The organism is Streptomyces netropsis, assembly GCF_014203545.1.
GTDB classification, from domain to species: domain Bacteria; phylum Actinomycetota; class Actinomycetes; order Streptomycetales; family Streptomycetaceae; genus Streptomyces; species Streptomyces netropsis.
Genome location: NZ_JACHJG010000006.1, coordinates 52,579 through 69,424, shown reverse-complemented (window position 1 = coordinate 69,424; position 16,846 = coordinate 52,579). Strand labels below are relative to the sequence as shown.

Annotated in this window: 20 protein-coding genes and 1 pseudogene; 8 read left to right on the top strand and 13 right to left on the bottom strand. The window is 72.4% G+C overall.

Annotated elements, in window-relative coordinates:
- Window positions 1-2 precede the first annotated feature (2 nt).
- On the bottom strand, window positions 3-1,253 hold the full coding sequence (locus FHS38_RS16140; protein WP_184734256.1) for a glycosyltransferase: 1,251 nt from the start codon (window positions 1,251-1,253) through the stop codon (window positions 3-5).
- Between the two features lie 302 nt (window positions 1,254-1,555).
- Between FHS38_RS16140 and FHS38_RS16135 the strand changes: the two genes are divergently transcribed.
- A complete protein-coding gene (locus FHS38_RS16135; RefSeq protein ID WP_184734255.1) occupies window positions 1,556-1,816 on the top strand; it encodes an SH3 domain-containing protein in 261 nt (86 codons plus the stop codon).
- A 20-nt stretch (window positions 1,817-1,836) separates the two neighbouring features.
- Here the strand turns inward: FHS38_RS16135 and FHS38_RS16130 are convergent, their stop codons facing one another.
- Together FHS38_RS16130 and FHS38_RS16125 are read right to left on the bottom strand one after the other, a co-directional pair.
- The gene (locus tag FHS38_RS16130; protein ID WP_184734254.1) at window positions 1,837-2,922 is read right to left on the bottom strand and encodes a CU044_5270 family protein; all 1,086 of its coding nucleotides are present in this window, start codon (window positions 2,920-2,922) and stop codon (window positions 1,837-1,839) included.
- Window positions 2,919-3,590 carry an RNA polymerase sigma factor gene (locus FHS38_RS16125; protein WP_184734253.1) on the bottom strand — a complete coding sequence of 224 codons (672 nt, stop codon included), beginning with the start codon at window positions 3,588-3,590 and terminating at the stop codon, window positions 2,919-2,921. The genes FHS38_RS16130 and FHS38_RS16125 overlap by 4 nt, the downstream gene beginning before the upstream one ends.
- Window positions 3,591-3,730: 140 nt before the next feature.
- Here FHS38_RS16125 and FHS38_RS36070 point away from each other — a divergent pair, with 140 nt between their 5' ends.
- Window positions 3,731-5,296, top strand: a complete 1,566-nt coding sequence (locus FHS38_RS36070) for a serine protease (RefSeq protein WP_184734252.1) — start codon at window positions 3,731-3,733, stop codon at window positions 5,294-5,296.
- Between the two features lie 130 nt (window positions 5,297-5,426).
- Here FHS38_RS36070 and FHS38_RS16115 read toward each other — a convergent pair whose 3' ends face one another.
- From FHS38_RS16115 to FHS38_RS16095, 5 genes are all read right to left on the bottom strand, one after another.
- Entirely contained in the window at window positions 5,427-5,597 is a 171-nt protein-coding gene (locus FHS38_RS16115) for a hypothetical protein (protein WP_184734251.1), read from the bottom strand.
- Between the two features lie 99 nt (window positions 5,598-5,696).
- Window positions 5,697-6,935, bottom strand: coding sequence for an RNA polymerase sigma factor (locus FHS38_RS16110; protein ID WP_184734250.1), 1,239 nt, complete (start codon window positions 6,933-6,935; stop codon window positions 5,697-5,699).
- A gap of 48 nt (window positions 6,936-6,983) precedes the next feature.
- A complete protein-coding gene (locus FHS38_RS16105; RefSeq protein WP_184734249.1) occupies window positions 6,984-7,340 on the bottom strand; it encodes a YciI family protein in 357 nt (118 codons plus the stop codon).
- A 174-nt stretch (window positions 7,341-7,514) separates the two neighbouring features.
- The gene (locus FHS38_RS16100; RefSeq protein WP_184734248.1) at window positions 7,515-9,092 is read right to left on the bottom strand and encodes an alpha/beta hydrolase; all 1,578 of its coding nucleotides are present in this window, start codon (window positions 9,090-9,092) and stop codon (window positions 7,515-7,517) included.
- Entirely contained in the window at window positions 9,089-10,288 is a 1,200-nt protein-coding gene (locus tag FHS38_RS16095; RefSeq protein WP_184734247.1) for a serine hydrolase domain-containing protein, read from the bottom strand. The genes FHS38_RS16100 and FHS38_RS16095 overlap by 4 nt, the downstream gene beginning before the upstream one ends.
- A 342-nt stretch (window positions 10,289-10,630) precedes the next feature.
- Here FHS38_RS16095 and FHS38_RS16090 point away from each other — a divergent pair, with 342 nt between their 5' ends.
- The 4 genes and pseudogenes from FHS38_RS16090 to FHS38_RS16075 all read left to right on the top strand — a co-directional run bounded on the left by FHS38_RS16090 (window position 10,631) and on the right by FHS38_RS16075 (window position 11,976).
- Window positions 10,631-10,828: a hypothetical protein gene (locus FHS38_RS16090; protein WP_184734246.1), complete on the top strand. Its 198-nt coding sequence runs from the start codon at window positions 10,631-10,633 to the stop codon at window positions 10,826-10,828.
- Window positions 10,829-10,878: 50 nt separating this feature from the next.
- Window positions 10,879-11,091: pseudogene (locus FHS38_RS16085) on the top strand (transposase); the annotation flags it as partial.
- 256 nt (window positions 11,092-11,347) lie between these two features.
- On the top strand, window positions 11,348-11,572 hold the full coding sequence (locus FHS38_RS16080) for a cold-shock protein (protein ID WP_184734245.1): 225 nt from the start codon (window positions 11,348-11,350) through the stop codon (window positions 11,570-11,572).
- A 194-nt stretch (window positions 11,573-11,766) separates the two neighbouring features.
- Window positions 11,767-11,976 (top strand): hypothetical protein, encoded by a 210-nt coding sequence (locus FHS38_RS16075; protein WP_184734244.1) that lies wholly within the window; start codon window positions 11,767-11,769, stop codon window positions 11,974-11,976.
- Between the two features lie 140 nt (window positions 11,977-12,116).
- Here the strand turns inward: FHS38_RS16075 and FHS38_RS16070 are convergent, their stop codons facing one another.
- On the bottom strand, window positions 12,117-12,833 hold the full coding sequence (locus FHS38_RS16070; RefSeq protein ID WP_184734243.1) for a hypothetical protein: 717 nt from the start codon (window positions 12,831-12,833) through the stop codon (window positions 12,117-12,119).
- A 470-nt stretch (window positions 12,834-13,303) separates the two neighbouring features.
- Window positions 13,304-13,741 (bottom strand): alcohol dehydrogenase catalytic domain-containing protein, encoded by a 438-nt coding sequence (locus FHS38_RS16065; protein ID WP_308433503.1) that lies wholly within the window; start codon window positions 13,739-13,741, stop codon window positions 13,304-13,306.
- A gap of 117 nt (window positions 13,742-13,858) precedes the next feature.
- Between FHS38_RS16065 and FHS38_RS16060 the strand changes: the two genes are divergently transcribed.
- Together FHS38_RS16060 and FHS38_RS16055 are read left to right on the top strand one after the other, a co-directional pair.
- Window positions 13,859-14,281: a winged helix-turn-helix transcriptional regulator gene (locus tag FHS38_RS16060; RefSeq protein ID WP_184734242.1), complete on the top strand. Its 423-nt coding sequence runs from the start codon at window positions 13,859-13,861 to the stop codon at window positions 14,279-14,281.
- Window positions 14,282-14,477: 196 nt separating this feature from the next.
- Window positions 14,478-15,005, top strand: a complete 528-nt coding sequence (locus FHS38_RS16055; RefSeq protein WP_184734241.1) for a DM13 domain-containing protein — start codon at window positions 14,478-14,480, stop codon at window positions 15,003-15,005.
- A gap of 21 nt (window positions 15,006-15,026) precedes the next feature.
- On the opposite strand, the gene FHS38_RS16050 is transcribed toward FHS38_RS16055, so the two are convergent.
- The 3 genes from FHS38_RS16050 to FHS38_RS16040 form a co-directional block, all read right to left on the bottom strand.
- Complete coding sequence (locus FHS38_RS16050; protein ID WP_184734240.1) at window positions 15,027-15,842, bottom strand: AfsR/SARP family transcriptional regulator; 816 nt, start codon at window positions 15,840-15,842, stop codon at window positions 15,027-15,029.
- A gap of 370 nt (window positions 15,843-16,212) precedes the next feature.
- On the bottom strand, window positions 16,213-16,506 hold the full coding sequence (locus FHS38_RS16045) for a hypothetical protein (protein ID WP_184734239.1): 294 nt from the start codon (window positions 16,504-16,506) through the stop codon (window positions 16,213-16,215).
- Between the two features lie 32 nt (window positions 16,507-16,538).
- A complete protein-coding gene (locus FHS38_RS16040; RefSeq protein ID WP_184734238.1) occupies window positions 16,539-16,793 on the bottom strand; it encodes a hypothetical protein in 255 nt (84 codons plus the stop codon).
- Window positions 16,794-16,846: the final 53 nt, after the last annotated feature.

Genomic DNA, 16,846 nt, shown 5'->3' with positions numbered 1-16,846 from the left:
GTTCAGGCCCCAGCTAACCGGTCCACGGCCGTGACGACCGGGGCCGTCCCGTCCTCCGCGCGGATACGGGTGCCCAGGGCACGGGCCCGTTCCCGGTAGGCCGGGTCGGTGGTGACGCGCAGCAGAGCGTCGGTCAGGGCGTCCGCGGAGATCCGGCGCAGCGGTACGGCTCGGGGCGCGACACCCAGGGCGGTGAGGCGGCCGGCCCAGAAACCGGTGTCGAGCTGGAGGGGGAGCGGCACGGCGGGCACCCCCGCGCGCAGGGCCGCCGCCGTGGTGCCCGCTCCGGCGTGGTGCACCACGGCGGCGGTCTGCGGGAAAAGCGCGGCGTGCGGGAGTTCGTCGACGGTGAGCATGTCGTCGCCGTCGGCCTCCAGCCCGCTCCAGCCGCGCTGGATCACCCCGCGCAGCCCGGCCGCGCGCAGGGCCCGTACCGCGGTCACGCCCAGTTGTGCCGGGTCGGGCACGGGGATGCTGCCCAGCCCGACGAAGACGGGCGGCGGGCCGGCGGCCAGGAAGTCCCGGACGTGCGGGGGCAGCCCGGCGCCGGGCGGGTCGTGCTGCCACCAGTAGCCGTCGACGGTCAGCTCCGGTCGCCAGTCGCGGGGGCGGGGGACGACGAGGGGGCTGAAGCCGTGCCGGACGGGCCAGCGCTGCCGTTCGCGGGTGCGGCGGGCGGCGCGGGTGCTGCTGGGCGGCAGGCCGAGGCGGGCCCGCAGGGTGCGGGCGGTACCGGAGAAGACGGCGTCAATGGCCACGTTCACGGCCCGTGCGGCGATCCGGTTGCCGACCGGGCCCCAGGAGCGGGTGCTCATGACACTCGGGGCGAACTCGCGGGTGGCGTGGAGGGGTTGGAGGTAGACGCCCATGGCGGGCAGCCCGAGTCCTTCGGCGAGGGTGTGCCCGAGCAGTTGCAGCGAGCTCGACACGAGCAGGACGTCGGCCTCCTGCGCGGCTGCGAGCAGTCCGTCCGCCATCCGACCGGCGCTCTGCCGGGCGAGCGCGAAGGCCCGGACCCGCTGCTCCACATCGTTGGCACTGCGCCGCAGCGCGCGCCCCCGCGCACTGTCCAGCTCCGCCCGCGGATCCACCGGCAGCGGGTGGAAACCGATGCCCGCGTCCTCGGCGAGGGGCGCGAAGCGGGCGTGGGTGACCAGAGTGACCCGGTGCCCGGCCCGCTCCAGGGCGTGCCCGAGCCCGGTGTAGGGAGCCACATCACCACGCGAACCAGCGGTTAACAGCGCCACTCTCATGCGCGGCAGTATGCCGCAGCCGCCGACTGGCGTCAGCGGACCGGGAGTACAACTGTTCGGGGAGGCCTCCACGATCCAGGCGGTCCCTGCCCCACCGTGCAGGACGGCGGCCACGCGGGACACGGCGGCCGGCCGGAACCCGGTGGGCACCTGCCCCCCCGGGTGCGTGCCGCTAACGGCCTAGCCGTCCGGGCCCCGCCGCCAGCCTCCGGCTCTTCCACGGCCGGGCGATCTAGTCTGCGATCACCTCGTCCGCGCACCGGGCGAGGTGATCGCAGCACGGCTCTCACCTGGAGGAAGAAATGACGCCGCAACAGCCCTTCGGCACCGTCGTCAGCTCCATCGGCGTCAATCTGCGCAGGTATCCCAGCACCGATTCCGTCATCCTCGGAACGCTCAATAAGGACGCCCAGGTCGGCCTGAAGAGCAAGGTCCACGCCCAGGACATCGACGGCAACAGCATCTGGTACCTGCTGAGGGACCAGGCCGCCTGGGTCGCCGCGCGGCACGTCGACAACACCGGACAGGTTCCCCTCTCCAAGGACGCGGACGGCGCGGGCTGAGGGGAGCGGCCCCGCCGTCGTCAGCGGCGCGCGGGAGTCTCGCCGACGCGGTCGACCGCGGCCTTGGTGAGGACCGCGGAGGTGCCGACGACGGTCCCGGCCGGGCCGGCTTCGCCGGTTTCGGTGAGGACCGTGCGTTCACCGAGGAACGCGTACGTGGTCCGGTCGAAGACCCACTGGGTCTGCTGCCCGTGTGCCGTACGGGCGACGGCCACGCCTTCGCGTCCCGCGGCGTCGGCGGCCGCACGGACCACCGTGACTCCGGGGATCTTCGCGGCGGCCTTGTAGAGCGCGGCGCCGACCCGCGGTGGTGCCCAGGTCTCGGCCAGCAGGTCGCCGATCGCGGTGAACGCCCGCTGGTCCGCGTCCCGGCCTCCGCCGCGGGTCTCGTCCCGGATCAGCTTCAGCAGGGCGTCGGGGTCGGTGGGCAGCGACGCGACGTACTCATGGGTCGGGTTGTCGATCGACGGGCCCTTCCCCAGGGTGCTCGGCCGGGGTGTCGCCCCCGGGCCGTCGAGGGTGTACACCGGTGCGTCGGCGCCGAGCGGAGCATCGGGCCTGCCCGCCTCGCGCAGCAGGCCGGGGCGACGGCCGTCGGCGGACAACCACACCTGCCGGGTGTGGACGGCAGCCGCCGCCGCAGGGCCTCCGGCGGCGCTCCGCGCGGCGTGGGCGACCTTGCTCTCGACGTACACGAACTGGCCGGCGCGGACCGCCGGCCGCTGCCCGCCGGCGGCGGCGAGTGCGATGCGGTCGAGGAGCCGTGTCGCTTCGGGTGCGCCGGGTGCGCCGCCACCGTGGACCGTCGTGGTGTCACGTCCGGGCGTGTCCGTGAGGTTCACCGCCACGACGCCGCCGATCGCCACGGCGCAGGCGAGCGCCGGGACCACGACGGGGACCAGGCGGCGAGGCGGGCGAGAAGCCCGGGTGGTGCGGCCGCCGGGCGTTTCGGTCAGGGCGGCCTCGCGCAGCAGTGCTTCCTTCAGCAGCCGTTCACGGTCGGGACCCAGACCGGGGACCGGCGGCGGAGGCAGCAGGTCGGTGGCGTCGAGGCGTTCGGTCTCCTCGGAGCGCTGGAACGGACGGCGCCGCGGGGTGGTGTTCATCCGTGGTTCTCCTGGGTCGACGAACGGGCCATGGTGATACGGCCCGGTGCTGGCTTGTGGGGGGTGGCGGAGGCTTCCCCGCCGTCCGCCGCGGGGGGCCGCCCGGCTGCGGCCCGTGGAGTCCCTGAGCGCGGGGTGCGGGCTTCGGCGTCGGCGAGCTCGCGCAGTCGGGTACGGGCGCGGGACAGGCGGGACCGGACGGTGCCGACCGGCACGCCGAGCGCCTCGGCCGCGGCCGCGTAGTCCAGGCCCTCCCACACCACGAGGGTGAAGACCTCCCGGTCGCGGCGCCGCAGCCGGGCGAGTGCGGTGTGTGCGGCGCGCAGTTGCTCGGCATCCGCGAGATGCGTGACGAGATCGTCGGCGAAGTCCGCGATCGCGCCGCGTTCCGGGACGCGCGCGAGCGCGAGCTCGCGGAGCCGGCGGGTGCGTGCGTTGCGGCGCATGACGTTGGTGGCGATTCCCAGCAGCCAGGGGCGCAGACCGTCCCCGTCGGGGCGCAGTTTCTCCCGGCTGCGCCAGGCCTCCAGGAAGGTCGTCGAGACGACGTCCTCGGCCTCCGCCCAGTCGCCCGTCACCCGCAGGGCATAGCGGTACAGCACTTGGGCGTGCTCGTCGTACAACTCGCCCAAGGCGTCGCGGTCCCCGCGGCGGAAGCGATTCCTCATGAGTGATTCCACGCTCTGCTCTGCCACGTACACGGCGCCGGTTCCGGTGACGTGCACCACACGTGCCGCCCGGCCGCCACATTCCGCCGCGCGTGACGCAGCTCACGGGAACCCGGGCGCTCGGGAGTGCAGTGCAGGTCATGATCAATTCTTCCGTACCCCGCCGGAGCGTCCTCCGGACCCTGACCCTCGCCGTCGCCCTGGTCGGCGGCGCGACGCCCGCCTGGGGCGCCACGGCCTTCGCCGCGGAGCCGGAGACGTACGCCCTCACGATCAAGCACCTCGACCGCGCCGGCCGTTCGACGGGGGCCTTCGACACCACCGTCACCGGAATCTCCGGCCCGGGTGCGAACAAGGTCGTCAAGCCGCGCGGCGCCTCCGGCGCGACCACCGTGCGACTGCCCAAGGGCCGGTACCTGCTGGACAGTCTCCTGACCACGGGCAAGGGCGCGGACGGTATGGACTGGGTCGTCCAGCCGCGCCTCGACCTCGACCGCGACACCACCGTCACCGTCGACGCGCGGACCACCGGCCCCGTCGACGTACGGCCGCCCGACCGCGCCGCGGGCTTCCTGGCCGGCGGGATGTTCGTCAAGGTCACACACGGCGGCGTCACCCGCCTCGTCAACCAGGTCATCCCCACTGCGAACCTGCGCGTCGCACACTTGGGCCCCGCCGCCGAACCCGGCTCGGTGCAGCAGTGGTACGACGCGCACTGGACGACCAAGACCACCGGTTACGCGCTCGGCTACACCTTCACCGGCACCCGCGCCCTGACCGGACTCACCCGGCACCCCTCCCCGAAGGACCTGGCCACCATGCGGATCCGCGGTGCGGCCCGACCCGGCACCACGGGCACCGCGACCATCGCCCTGGGGGCGAGTGCCGGACCGACCGTCGGCGTCACGCAGAAACTGAAGACCCCCGGCACAGCCACCTATCTCATGACACCCGAACGCGGCACCTGGGACATCACCTACTGGGCCCCCGCCGCGCCCGGTGGGGCCGAGAACCGCTACAGCGCCGACGGCATCACCGTGCGCGCCGGGGCCACGACCACGCACACCTTCGACAACGCCGTCTTCGGCCCCGACCTCACCGGCCGCCCCGGCGTCGTGCGCGACCGCGACCGGCTCGCCGTCGACGTCCCGCTGCTCGCCGACGGCGACGGCCACGTGCCGTCGTCACCGTCGTACGACAAGGCCTCGACGACCCTGCACCGCAACGGCGTGCTCGTCGGGACGCGGTCCGGCGCCCCCGGACGGGCCGGGTTCACCGTGCCGCCGGGGCGCGCGGCGTACCGGCTCACCAGCACGGTCCACCGCAAGGGCGCGCCCGGTGCCGCCACCCGCGTGACCACCTCGTGGACCTTCACCTCGCGCACGACGCCCCGTCCGACCCCGGTGCCGGTGAGCGCCGTGCGCTTCTCGCCCGCACTCAGCCCGACCGGCACTGCGGCGGCGGACAAGACACTCCGCATCCCCGTCACCGTGCAGGGCGCCGCCACGGGCGGGCGCGTACGCTCGCTGGCGGTCTCGGTGTCCGTGAACGGCGGCGCCTCCTGGACCCGGGTCCCGGTCGAGCGCGGCGCCGTCACCGTCCGCAACCCGCACGCGGACACCGGCGTCTCCTTGCGCGCGGAGCTCACCGACACCGGCGGAAACACCCTCACCCAGACCGTCATCGACGCCTACCGCACTCAGTGACCCCGCCGTCCGGGCAGGTGAACGGCCAGGGGTAGACGTCAGGTCGCGCATACCTTGGGCTCGTCGGGCGCACAGTACCCCCGCGCCCGGCGGGTGCCCCTGTGTCGCGGCCGGGCCCGGCCGCGGGGGATCAGTTGTGGCCGAACTTCCGCGGCTGCTTATGCGCGACCTGTTCCGGGGTCGGGCGTCCCGTCTCCTGTGCCGCCGATGTCTTCTCCTGCTTCTTGGTGTCCACAGTGGTGCCGTGGTCGTGGCCGCCCGTGCGGGCGCCGCGGTTCTGACGCGTCTGCTTCTTGCCCACGATCGTGCCTCCTGCAGCGGATCTCGGATGATGAGCTGCTACCAGGCTCGCACGCACGTACGAAGCGTGCATTTCGGGCAACCAGGTGTGTGCCTGCGGTCAGGGAGTGGGCGCGGAGCGTGACGCCCGTTCCAGGAGCAGCTCCCGCTCGCGTGCGTTGCGGGTCCAGGACGCCGCCCTCTCGAACTCCGCACGTGCCTCCTGCTTCCTCCCCAGGCGTTCCAGCAGATCCCCTCGGACGCTCGGCAGCAAGTGGTAGCCGTCCAGGGCCGGTTCGTCGGTCAGGGCGTCGACCAGCTCCAGGGCGGCCGCGGGGCCCTGGGCCATCGAGACGGCGACCGCCCGGTTCAGCTCCACCACCGGTGACGGGGTCAGCGCCATCAGCTGGCCGTACAGCGTGGCGATCGCCGCCCAGTCCGTGTCCTCGTAGCGGATCGCCTGAGCGTGGTACGCGGCGATCGCGGCCTGGACGGAGTACGGTCCGTGGCCCGCGTGCTGCAGGGCCTCGATACCGCGGCGGATGAGCATGCGGTTCCATCTGGACCGGTTCTGGTCGGCGAGCAGCACCGGCTCGCCGCCGGGGCCCGTGCGGGCCGCGATGCGGGACGCCTGGAACTCCAGGAGGGCGGCCAGGCCGTGGACTTCGGGCTCCTTGGGCATCAGGCCTGCCAGCACGCGGGCCAGGCGGAGTGCGTCCTCGCACAGGGCGGGGCGCACCAGGTCGTCCCCGGCCGTCGCGGAGTAGCCCTCGTTGAAGACGAGGTAGATGACCTCGAGAACCGACGACAGGCGGGCTATCCGGTCGGGCCCGTACGGGACCTCGAAGGGCACCCCGGCCTTGGCGAGCGCCCGCTTGGCCCGGACGATGCGCTGGGCGACCGTCGGCTCCGAGGTCAGGAACGCGCGGGCGATCTCCTGCGTGGTCAGCCCGCCCAGCAACCGCAGCGTGAGCGCGATCCGCGCCGGTGTCGACAGGACGGGATGGCACGCGGTGAAGATCAGCCGCAGCAGGTCGTCGTCGATGTCGTCCGGGTCCGCCGGCCCCGGTGCCGGTACGTCCTCGAGGGTCCGCCCGACCTCCGCCAGCTTGCGGGCGTACGTCTCCTTGCGGCGCACGAGATCGATCGCACGGTGCTTGGCGGTGGCCATGAGCCAGGCGCCCGGCCTGTCCGGGACACCTGACTCCGGCCATTGCTCCAGCGCGGCGACCAGGGCGTCCTGCGCGAGTTCCTCGGCGATGCCCACGTCCCGCACGATGCGGGCGACGCCCGCGATGATCCGCGCGGACTCGATCCTGAACACCGCTTCGACCGTTTCGGTCGCGCCTGCTGCCGTCACGATCACCCATCACAGCAGCCGCCCCGGGGCGGGGCAACCGCGGCCGGATCAGCCCTCGGCGATCTCGCGGACCTCGGCGGTGATGGTCCAGTAGTCCTCGTGGGTCTGCAGGAACCGCTTGGTCCACTCCAGGGCCTCGGCCTTGTCCTTGGCCTGGATGATGGAGTAGCCGCCGATGACCTCCTTGGTCTCGGTGAAGGGCCCGTCGGTGCAGCTGAGGTTGCCGCCGGACCAGGTGACCCGGGTGCCGTCGGAGGTCGGGGTGAGCCCGGCCGTGTCCAGCATGACCCCGGCCTTGGTGATCTCCTCGAGCAGCACGCCCATGCGTTCCATCAGCTCGGGGCTGGGGCCCTCGGCGGGGGCGTTCTGCTCGTCGATACGGATCAGTGTCATGAAGCGCGGCATGGTGACTCCTCGGTCGGGAGGGCGGGGGCCTTTTCCCTGCCTCTCACCCCTGCGTCGAACGGGAGAGGGCCGGATCGACAGCTCCCGGGAAATTCTTCCGGGAGTTTTCCGGGGCGGCCACAGGAGCCCTCCGGGCCGGTCGGGCGACGCCCGCGGGGTGACCACCGGTGATGGTCACCCGGTCCGCTTGACGCAGGTCACGTCCTTCGCCGGGAGTTCGCCCGTGGCCAGGTAGGCGTTGACCTTCCCGTCCACGCAGGTGCTGCCGTAGGAGCCGTAGACCCCGTGCTGGTCGGCGCCCTTCAGGGTGATCAGCTTGGAGCCGGTCAGCAGGCCGTGCAGGGCCACGGCGCCCGTGTGGGGGGTGCGCGGGTCGCCGGTGGCGGACACGATCAGTGCCGGGGCGTCGTGCCGCACCTGTGTGGGCTCCTCGCGCGGGCGGTCCCAGAAGGCGCACGGGCCGATGTTGTTGGTCAGCGGACCGAACAGCGGGTGGGCGGCACGGCTGCGCTCGATGTCGCGCCAATAGCGCTCGGGGTCACGAGGGGCGGCCACGTCACCGCACAGGATGGCCGTCTGCACGCTGCCGGCGTGTGAATTCTTGCTGGTCACCATCCCTTGCAAATACTCCTTGAACTCCGCTGAGAGCCGGGTCGGTTGACCCTTCGCGGCCCTGTTCATCACGGACACCTGCTCACCGACCGCCGCCCGCGCGGCGTCCGTGTCTTCCGAGATCGCGCCGAAGATCAGGGTCGGCACCTGGGTGTCGTCGACCCGGAAGGCATCGGGGGCGGTGCCGAGGGTCAGCCCGCGCGCGGACGCCTCGACGACGCGATCGACGGTGGCGAGCACGTGGGCGCGGGTACGGCCGAGGCCGTAGGTGTCGTGTCTTTTCGCCGCCCAGGCCGCCCAGTCGGCCAGCGCCCGCTCGTTCTCCCGCTCGACGCCCCGCATCAGCCGGGGGCTGTAACGGCGCGGGTCGAGCGCCCCGTCGAGGACCACCCGGTCGTAGCGGCCGGGGAACATCTGGGTGTAGACGGTGCCCAGGTAGGTGCCGTACGAGTAGCCCAGGTAGGAGATCTTCCGCTCGCCGAGCGCGCCCCGGACGACGTCCATGTCGCGGGCCGTGTTGCGCGTGCTGACGTGCGGCAGCACGGACGCGTTCGTGGCACGGCACTTCGCGGCCAGGTCCTTGTGCAGGGCGACCTGCCGGTCGAAGCCGGCCCGGCCGACGCCGGCCGAGAAGACGGAGTGGCCCACGGGCCAGCCGCAGTCGAGCGGGGTGCTGCGGCCGACGAAGCGCGGGTCCATGCCGATGATGTCGTAGCGCGCGCCGACGTCCTTCATCGCCTTGCGGACGGTCGGCGGCTCGCCGAGGGCGGTCCCGCCGGGGCCGCCGAAGTTGATCAGCAGCGAGCCCACGCGACGGCGGGTGTCGGTTGCCTTGAGCCGGGACATCGCGACGGTGATCGTACGCCCCCGGGGATCGGCGTAATCGAGGGGCACGGTCACGTCCGCGCACTGGGCGCCGGCCTTCTCCAGATCGCGTCCCGTGGTGTCGTCGGGGCCCTGGACGCAGCTGCCCCAGTCGAGACGCTGCTGGTAGTAGCGGTCGAGACCGGCCCCGGGCGTCGCCGGGGCGGGGGTGGTGAGGGCGGAGGCGAAGGCCGCAGGGGTCGCCGTGAGACAGGCGGTGAGGGCGAGACCCAGGGCCGAGGCACGGCGTGCGGCGACGGAGCCGATGATGGTCACGGAGTCTCCTTGGCGTGGTCTGTGCGGTCTGTGCGGTCTGTGCGGTCGGTGGGCTCGGTGCGGTCGGCGCAGAAGGCGGTGTTCACGACGGCATGGAAGTCCTCTTCCGCCCGGTCGGTGTCGGGCACCTCGTTGAGGGCGAGGGAGACGCTCCGGCCTCCGGGACCGACCGCGCCCAGCGCCCGGTGACCGCCGGGCACCGTCCCGCCGTGTCCCCACCACCAGCCACCGCACTCCAGGGGAGAGGCGATCAGGCCCAGCCCGTACCGGGCACCGGGCCAGAGCCGGTCAGGGTCGGCGGGGACGGTGCGCTTCATCTCGGCGAGCCACCGCGCGGGCAGCAGCTTGCCGCCGAGCAGCGCACCGAAGAACCGGCCCACGTCGGAGGGGGCGGAGACCAGCGCGCCGCCCGCCCCGCCGAAGGTCACGTTCCACTCGGTGCCGTCGACCCGGGGCGAACGCGTGCCGTCCGGTGCGTCGGCGTCCCTGAAGTAGCTGCGCGAGTGCGGTCCCCGGATGCGGGTGTCGTCGCCCGGCCAGTAGGTGTCGCGCAGGGCGAGCGGCTCGATGATCCGGCGGGTCACCTCCGCCTCGATGCCGTGCCCGGTGACCTTCTCGACGACGAGCCCGGCGATCACGGTGTTGGTCGTGGAGTAGTGCCACTTCTTGTCCGGGCGCGGCAGCCCGAGCGCGGTCGCGATCAGTTCGCGGGGCTCGAAATGCCGGTGGCGCCACTCGTTCACGGGCCGGTCGACGAAGGCTTCGACGTGGTCGGGCAGTCCGCTGGTGTGCTGGAGCAGTTGCCGCACGGTGATCGTGCGACCGTCGTGGCCATGGCCCCGGATCAGCCCCGGCAGATAGCGCTCGACAGGGGCGTCCAGCCCGATCCGGCCCTCCGCGGCGAGCTGCACCACGACCGTGGCGGTGAAGGTCTTGCTGACGCTGCCGATCCGCAGCCGGTCCTTCGCGTTCATCGGGCGACCGGTGCCCAGGTCGGCCACGCCCCGGGCGGCCCCCCACTTCCCGCAGCGGCCGTCGACCACTTCGACGGCCGCACCCGCCAAGCCGTGGCGTTGTGTGAGGGTGCCCAGGGAGTCGACGACCGCGCCGCGCGCGGCGTCACATCCGAGGGACGAGGCGGGTGGGGCCGCCGCGCCGGCCGAGGGGGCGGTGAGCGCGAGGGCGACCGATGCCATGGCGAACGCCGCCGCGCCACGCCCTCGCCTTCCTGAGGATCGCCTTCTCTCGCTGTGCCGTAGCGATGTCATGCGTCCAGACGCTAGCGACGCGCCCGTCCGCGATCCCTCCGGCTGTCCCCCGTATCCCTGCGGGGGCCTGCTCCACCAACGGGCCTGCGTGCGGGGCGATGTGGCGTGCAAGCCGATGGTCCATGGGCCGCGTGGGGCACCAGGCCGGTGCCCTCCACTCGGTGCCGACCCCGGCCCCGGCCCGGTGCCCGATCGGGGCTCGCTGCCCCTTGGGAGGGCGAGTATCACGGCCTCGTTCTTCGGAACTACGCAGCGGAGTACGGTCTGCACGTGATCCACTTGATCGGCGGTCACCCAAGGGTGGGCAAGAGCACCCTCGCCCAGATGGTTTTGGAACGCGCCGGCATCCCCGGCTGCCCGACCGACACGCTGGTGTCGATGCTCCAGAACGCCGCGCCACAACGCGGAGTGCGGCACGGTACACACCCGGACAAGGCCGCGTTGGCGCTGGCTCGACGGGGCCGATGACTCCACCTACCGACAGATCGCCGCGTGGTGACAGAGCAGAGCCGCACCTTTCTGGCATCCCGTGGCGAGGCCTGCCCGCGCGATGAGGGAAATGGAAGACGGTGCGTGATCGCCACCGGCGCTGGTCGGCGGACGGCACGTGGGATCGGTTTCTTCGGGCTGTCCTAGCCGACGCCGGCGCGGAGGGGCGGATCGACTGGAGCGTTGTGAGTGTGGACTCGACGGTGTGCCGTGCTCACCGGCACGCCGCCGGGGCCCGTCACGGCCCCGGTGCACCAGCTCGGACACCAGCCGCGAAGTAGCGGGTGATCGCGGGCTTTCCGCCGTGACGGTCTGCTCGTCGTACTCGCGCAGCATTGGCATGTTGGGATCACCTGCGAGCCGGTCCCGGCTGCTTGGGACCATGGACCGCTCGCTCTGGCGCCGTTCACCGGGGCAATTCACGACGATCCCGTACGCGATGCCATCAATACTGGACAGGCAGGGCTCGATAGCCTCAGAACTCGTAAGGTTCCGGTCATGGTGACTGCGACTGTCCGATGGTGGAACGACGAGGAGGGGTGGGGGGTGCTCGACTCGTCCGAGACTCCCGGCGGCTGTTTCGGCCATTACTCCCACATCCAGATGACCGGCTTCCGCACGCTCTCGCTCGGGCAGCGGGTAGACCTCACGTGGGAAGCCCCCGGCTTCAAGCAAGACGGTTACGACTACCGTGCGGTGAGCATCGTGCCTCTGCCTGCCTGAGCCTGGCTCCATCGGGGGTCCAGGGGGCGCGGCAGGAGCGGCGCGCGCCGGTGGGTGGGTGTGCCGGCGCTCGTCATGTGCGGGCGCTGCCTCGTGCTTTCGCGCTCTGGCCCAGGTGGGTCGTGTCGTTTATCAGACGGTGCGGCGGAAAGGACACGGTCACCATCCGTGTGTGACAGGCCCAGGAGGATTCTGTGACCTCTCTCAAGCGTGCTGCCGCCACCCTCGCCGCCACCCTCTTGCTCACTGTTGGTTCCGCGGCGATGGCTGCCCCGGCCAATGCAGCCGTCCATATCCACCTCCTTGGACTGGTCGGTGCGGACTCGAACGGCACCATCGATCTGACCGGCCCCGGTGGCGAGGTGGTCGTCTCGGCCCCGAATCTGCTCAGCCCCATCGTCTGACCCGGCCGCACGGGGGGTGGCCGGGCCAGCCGACCGGCCACACCCGAGGGGCCTGCGGGGGTGATGGTGGTCACGCGGGTGCCGCCCAGGGACGTGACATGTCACCTGGGCGGCACCCTTTACCTTTCCGGGGCGGGGGGTCAGACGAGGCTCAGCAGCGCCTGGCCGATCGCGGTCACGAAGACGCCCGCGTCCACCGTGACCCGGTCGGCTGCCGCTGTCGCCGCCGGCACGTCATGGTCCTCCGCCGCCTCGATCAGATCACCCGTGCTGCCGCGCAGTGCGTCCAGCGCGGCCCGCAGTTCACCGACGGCGTCCATCCTGGCCGCGGGGGAGGCGGGGCCGTGCCGGCCTGTGTCGGCCTTGTCGCGGGCGAGGGTGAGCGCCTGCGTGGCCACGGCGTTGAACGTGGCGGACAGCTGGGCGGTGGTCTTCTGCGCCTGGGCCGCCGGCAGGTTCTCCAGCACCGCGGGGATCTTCGACACCAGGTTCCCGGTGTCCTGGACTGCCTTGGCGGCGTCCTGCGTCGCCTTGAGCAGATTCGCCTTCTCCACGTCATCGATGACCTTCGTGGCGTCCCTGACCAGCTTGTCCAGGGCCAGCTTGAGCTCGTCGAGGGGGTCCGGGGCCTGCTGGCGTACCGTTTCGGCGGCTGTGCCGGGCAGTGCCGGGGTGGCGGCGAGCAGAGCGGTGAGCTGGTCGGCGAGCCGGGCCGCCTGCACAGTGGCCGCCGCCTGGGGAGCGGTGCGGGGGGCTGCGAGAGCGAGCGGTGCGGTACCGCCGACGACGCCGAGAACGGTGAGCGCTGCGATACCGGCCAGAGCCATACGGCGTGCCGGTGTCTGACGAGATGCCATGACGGAACTCCCTTGGAGGAATCATGCGGGGGACGACTGGGCACAACAGCCCGGCCGGCGAAAGGGATTCACAGATGTTCTGCACCGGCATCAGGCAGATTCGAGAGGGGCCCTGTCGCTCCCGGGGTCCAGGGGAGACTTGCAGGGTCTTATGCCGCTGCCGGTCTACTGAGTGACCATCACACCAGACGTTCAGGAATTAACGACTGGTGCGTAATCCGAGATTCCTCGGCATGTGATAAACGGTCAAGAGGATGCAGGGTGAAACCAATAATCACACCACCCCCCGCAGGACGCGACAGCCCCGGACACGCACACCCACCTGCGGCAGAACCGTTTCCCCTCCGTCACCCACCCAGCGAAATCCACCCGTTAGGGTGATGTCAGCGCACGCCGGGCGCACAAGAACCTCCACACAGGAGACCAGACGCTACTGACCGGAAGCTCCGCCCCGCCCCAGCCTGCGGGCGTCACCCGAGCACGAAGGAAGAGGCACAGGCTCCCGGCAGCCCGTCGTGGCCCGCCGCCAGCGCCGCCGCCTCGGCGTGGGTGAGGGAGGCGGGCTTGTGGGCCAGATGGCGGGGCGGGGCGGTGACGTACTCGGCGTAGCCGCCGCCGCGCCACGGGAAGTGCACCAGCCCGTACACCTCGTCGCCCGGCGCGAAGCGGGTGACGCCGGGCGCGACCGCCTCGACCACCCCCGACACGTCCCAGCCGGGGATGAACGGCAGCGCCCCCCAAGGAGTCACGCCTGCGCGGAACTTCGCGTCCACCGGGTTCACGCCGGCCGCTTCGACCCGCACCAGCACCTCGGTGGCCACCGGCTCCGGACACTCCACCTCCGTCACGCACATCTCGCCGGGACCGCCGAAGGCAAGCTGATGGACGGCGCGCATACGCACACCCATGACATACCCCTCTTACTGATCGCCCTGATCTCTCACGGTCGCCGCGCGGCGCACACCAAGCCTGCGCCAGGCACAGACACTTGAGAAGAAGGCACCCTCCTGATACCCAGGTTCCCTATGGGTACCTGCGATGACCTGCGGCAATACGGCGGCGCCCACGCCTACTTCCAGACCTGTCCGTCCCGCCCGGTGCTGGCACTGCTCACCAGCAAATGGGCCCTGCTCACGGTCGGTGCCCTCCAACAGGGGCCGCTGCGCTTCAACGCACTGCGCCGCCTGGACGGCGTCACGCAGAAGATGCTCACGCAGGCACTGCGCACCCTGGAGCGCGACGGCCTGGTCACCCGCACCGTCTACCCCACGATCCCGCCGAAGGTCGTGTACGAACTCACCGAGCTCGGTCACAGCCTCACCGGCCTGCTGACGGCGATCCAGGACTGGTCAGAGGAACACCGGGACGAGGTACTCGCCGCCCGCGGGACCTATGACCGGCGGGCGGCAGCCGAGGTGGAGCCGGTGCGACCGGTCGGCGACCAGTGACCTGTGGCCGGATCGCCGGTTGTTCCGCCCCCTACGCGGACAGGGGCAGCGGCACCGGCGTGCACTCCCGGCCCCTTGCCGAGGCCCGCCGCCCCTCGGGATGCCTCCGTAAGACTTTCGTCATGAAAATTCGGAAGGTCCACGCCCTCGCGGCCCGTTGAATGGGTGAAGACACAGCGGGTGTGAGGAGACGGACATGGGACGCATACGGCGCCTTATGAGCAAGCGGGTCGTGATCGGGGTGCTGGTCGCCGGGCTGGTGGCGGTCGGGGCCGGGGTCGTGTGGTTTCAGCCGTGGAAGCTGTGGGTCGACGAGACCGTGCGTGAGGCGCTGCCCGCCGTCACGGACTCACCGGCCACGGGGGCAGCCGCGCGGACCCTCGCCTCCGGTGAGCTGATCAGCCATGAGCACGCGACCAGCGGCTCGGTGCGGATCCTGCGCCTGGCCGACGGGACCCGCGTGCTGCGGCTGGAGAACCTCGACACCAGCAACGGACCCGATCTGCGGGTCCTCGTGGCCGACGCGCCCGTGAAGAAGGGCACGGCCGGGTGGCGGGTCTTCGACGACGGCGCGCACGTCAGCCTCGGCAAGCTCAAGGGCAACAAGGGCGACCAGAACTACGTCCTGCCCGCCGGGCTCGACCTCGACCGGTACACCAGCGTGAGCATCTGGTGCGACCGCTTCGACGTCTCCTTCGGCGCCGCGGCCCTCAGCCGCGCCTGACTGCCGCGCGCCCGGGGGCGCTCAGTGCGGATGGCTCAGCCCCCGCCGCCGTACCCCCGGTGGGCGGCCCGCGAGCAGATCGCTGGTCGCCCGGGTGGGGCGTACGCCCAGCTCGCGGTCGAGGACGTGCACACACGTCTCGTACGCCCGCCAGGCCTCGCCGATGTTGCCCTCGGCGAGGTGGACGCGCACCAGCACCCGGTGCGCGCTCTCACGCAGCATGTCGGCGCGCAGAACGGTCAGCGCGACCTCGATGGCGAGGCCGTAGGAGCCGGTCTCGCACAGCCGCTCGGCCACGGTCTCCATGACGTGCAGGCGCATCTGGCGCAGCCGCTCGCGGGCGTCGGCGAGCCATTCGTCCTCCCAGCCCGGCAGCAGATCCCCGGCCTCCTCGCCCGAGGACCACACCGCCGGTTCCACCTCGCCGCCGTGCAGTACGCGCAGCGAACGGTCGACGACGTCGCGGACGTCCACCTCGGTGCGCGCGTGCAGCGCGATCTCACCGGCGGCGGTGACCACCAGCTCCGGGGCCGCCTGGTTGACCCGCCAGATACCGGTCCGCAGCCGGGCCAGGGCGCGGTGCTCCTCGGTCTCCGGCCAGAGCGTTCCGGCCAGTCGGCTGCGGCTCATCCGGCCGCTCAGCGCGAGGGCCGCGGTCAACCGCTGCGCACCGCCCGGCAGTTCCACGTCGCTGCCGTCGAGGGTGAGCCGGAACCCGCCGAGGAGGGCGACCGCGACCCGGCCCGGCGTCCGCTGCGCCGGCCGGTGCGCGGGCGCGGGCCGCTCCGCGGCGGTCAGCTGGTGCGGGACGTCGGGATTCCCCCGTGTATCGGTCATGGCTCCCCCCACCGGGCGCCCGCGGCACGTGCCGCGGGGCGGCCGCGTCCTGGCGCTGCCTGACTGGGGGGCGGTCGGCGTGACGAAGCCGGTCTGAGCCCGTCGGGCCCGGTCCCCTCGACGAGGATGCCCGAGTTTTGACGCACATGCCAAGGGATAGTCGGTGACGCGGGAGACCGGGAAACATACGGCTGGCGGCTGGTCGGCCGACGGGTGACGGCGAGCCGGGCGGGCGGGATCCGTGCCCGGGGCGGCCGCCGGTACCGGTGCCGGGACCGGCGGCACGGTCGGGGGCGCGAGGAGTGCGGGGCAGCCGCCTGCTCCGCCACCGCCCCGCACCCCTTCTCCCTCTTCCCTCCCTGCCTCCGGGTCAGCCGGAGACAGGTGCGGCGCCCGCGTCCTGGCCGCCCGCGTCCTGGCCGGGGTCTGCGGGGGCGTCCGGGCGGGGTATCCGGCCGGCGTCGGCGAGCCGGACGAGGTCGGCCAGCCAGCCGGGGGCCGCGCCGGCGTCGGTGCCCCGGCCCGCGGCGCCCGCGGTCGGCTCCCCGGCCGTCGCGCCCGGGGCGGCCCCGGCGTCGGCGGCCTCCGGGCCGGTGGCCGGCGTGGTGACCGCCGCGGTGCCCGGGGGCCCGCCGTCGTCCGCGACCGTGATGTGCAGCTTCATGGACGGCTCCCTAGGTGAGACGGGGCTGAGGACTAGTTGAGGACCGCGTAGCGGCCTTCGAAGTTGATCTGCGCGCCGCTGATGTTCTTCACCGTCAGCCAGTAGGTCACCGCCGTGGCGGACGCCCGCTCCACCGCGGTCTCCCACTCGATCTGCGGGGCCCCGGACTGGGGCGACGTCGGTATGAAGTACCAGACGACATGCCATTCCTGGGGCCAGCTGTGGGTGAACCAGCGTCCGGTCTGCCCGGGGCCCAGCGTTCCGGTGAACTGCGTTCCTACTCGCATCGTTGCTCCCTCTCCCGATCCCGACTCACGCGATCCCGACTCTCCCGGTCCGG

Coding starts and splice junctions, on each gene's coding strand:
- FHS38_RS16140 (WP_184734256.1), bottom strand. CDS start 1,253: ATGAGAGTGGCGCTGTTAACCGCTGGTTCGCGTGGTGATGTGGCTCCC.
- FHS38_RS16135 (WP_184734255.1), top strand. CDS start 1,556: ATGACGCCGCAACAGCCCTTCGGCACCGTCGTCAGCTCCATCGGCGTC.
- FHS38_RS16130 (WP_184734254.1), bottom strand. CDS start 2,922: ATGAACACCACCCCGCGGCGCCGTCCGTTCCAGCGCTCCGAGGAGACC.
- FHS38_RS16125 (WP_184734253.1), bottom strand. CDS start 3,590: ATGAGGAATCGCTTCCGCCGCGGGGACCGCGACGCCTTGGGCGAGTTG.
- FHS38_RS36070 (WP_184734252.1), top strand. CDS start 3,731: ATGATCAATTCTTCCGTACCCCGCCGGAGCGTCCTCCGGACCCTGACC.
- FHS38_RS16105 (WP_184734249.1), bottom strand. CDS start 7,340: ATGCCGCGCTTCATGACACTGATCCGTATCGACGAGCAGAACGCCCCC.
- FHS38_RS16095 (WP_184734247.1), bottom strand. CDS start 10,288: ATGGCATCGGTCGCCCTCGCGCTCACCGCCCCCTCGGCCGGCGCGGCG.
- FHS38_RS16080 (WP_184734245.1), top strand. CDS start 11,348: ATGGTGACTGCGACTGTCCGATGGTGGAACGACGAGGAGGGGTGGGGG.
- FHS38_RS16070 (WP_184734243.1), bottom strand. CDS start 12,833: ATGGCATCTCGTCAGACACCGGCACGCCGTATGGCTCTGGCCGGTATC.
- FHS38_RS16065 (WP_308433503.1), bottom strand. CDS start 13,741: ATGGGTGTGCGTATGCGCGCCGTCCATCAGCTTGCCTTCGGCGGTCCC.
- FHS38_RS16060 (WP_184734242.1), top strand. CDS start 13,859: ATGGGTACCTGCGATGACCTGCGGCAATACGGCGGCGCCCACGCCTAC.
- FHS38_RS16055 (WP_184734241.1), top strand. CDS start 14,478: ATGGGACGCATACGGCGCCTTATGAGCAAGCGGGTCGTGATCGGGGTG.
- FHS38_RS16050 (WP_184734240.1), bottom strand. CDS start 15,842: ATGACCGATACACGGGGGAATCCCGACGTCCCGCACCAGCTGACCGCC.
- FHS38_RS16045 (WP_184734239.1), bottom strand. CDS start 16,506: ATGAAGCTGCACATCACGGTCGCGGACGACGGCGGGCCCCCGGGCACC.
- FHS38_RS16040 (WP_184734238.1), bottom strand. CDS start 16,793: ATGCGAGTAGGAACGCAGTTCACCGGAACGCTGGGCCCCGGGCAGACC.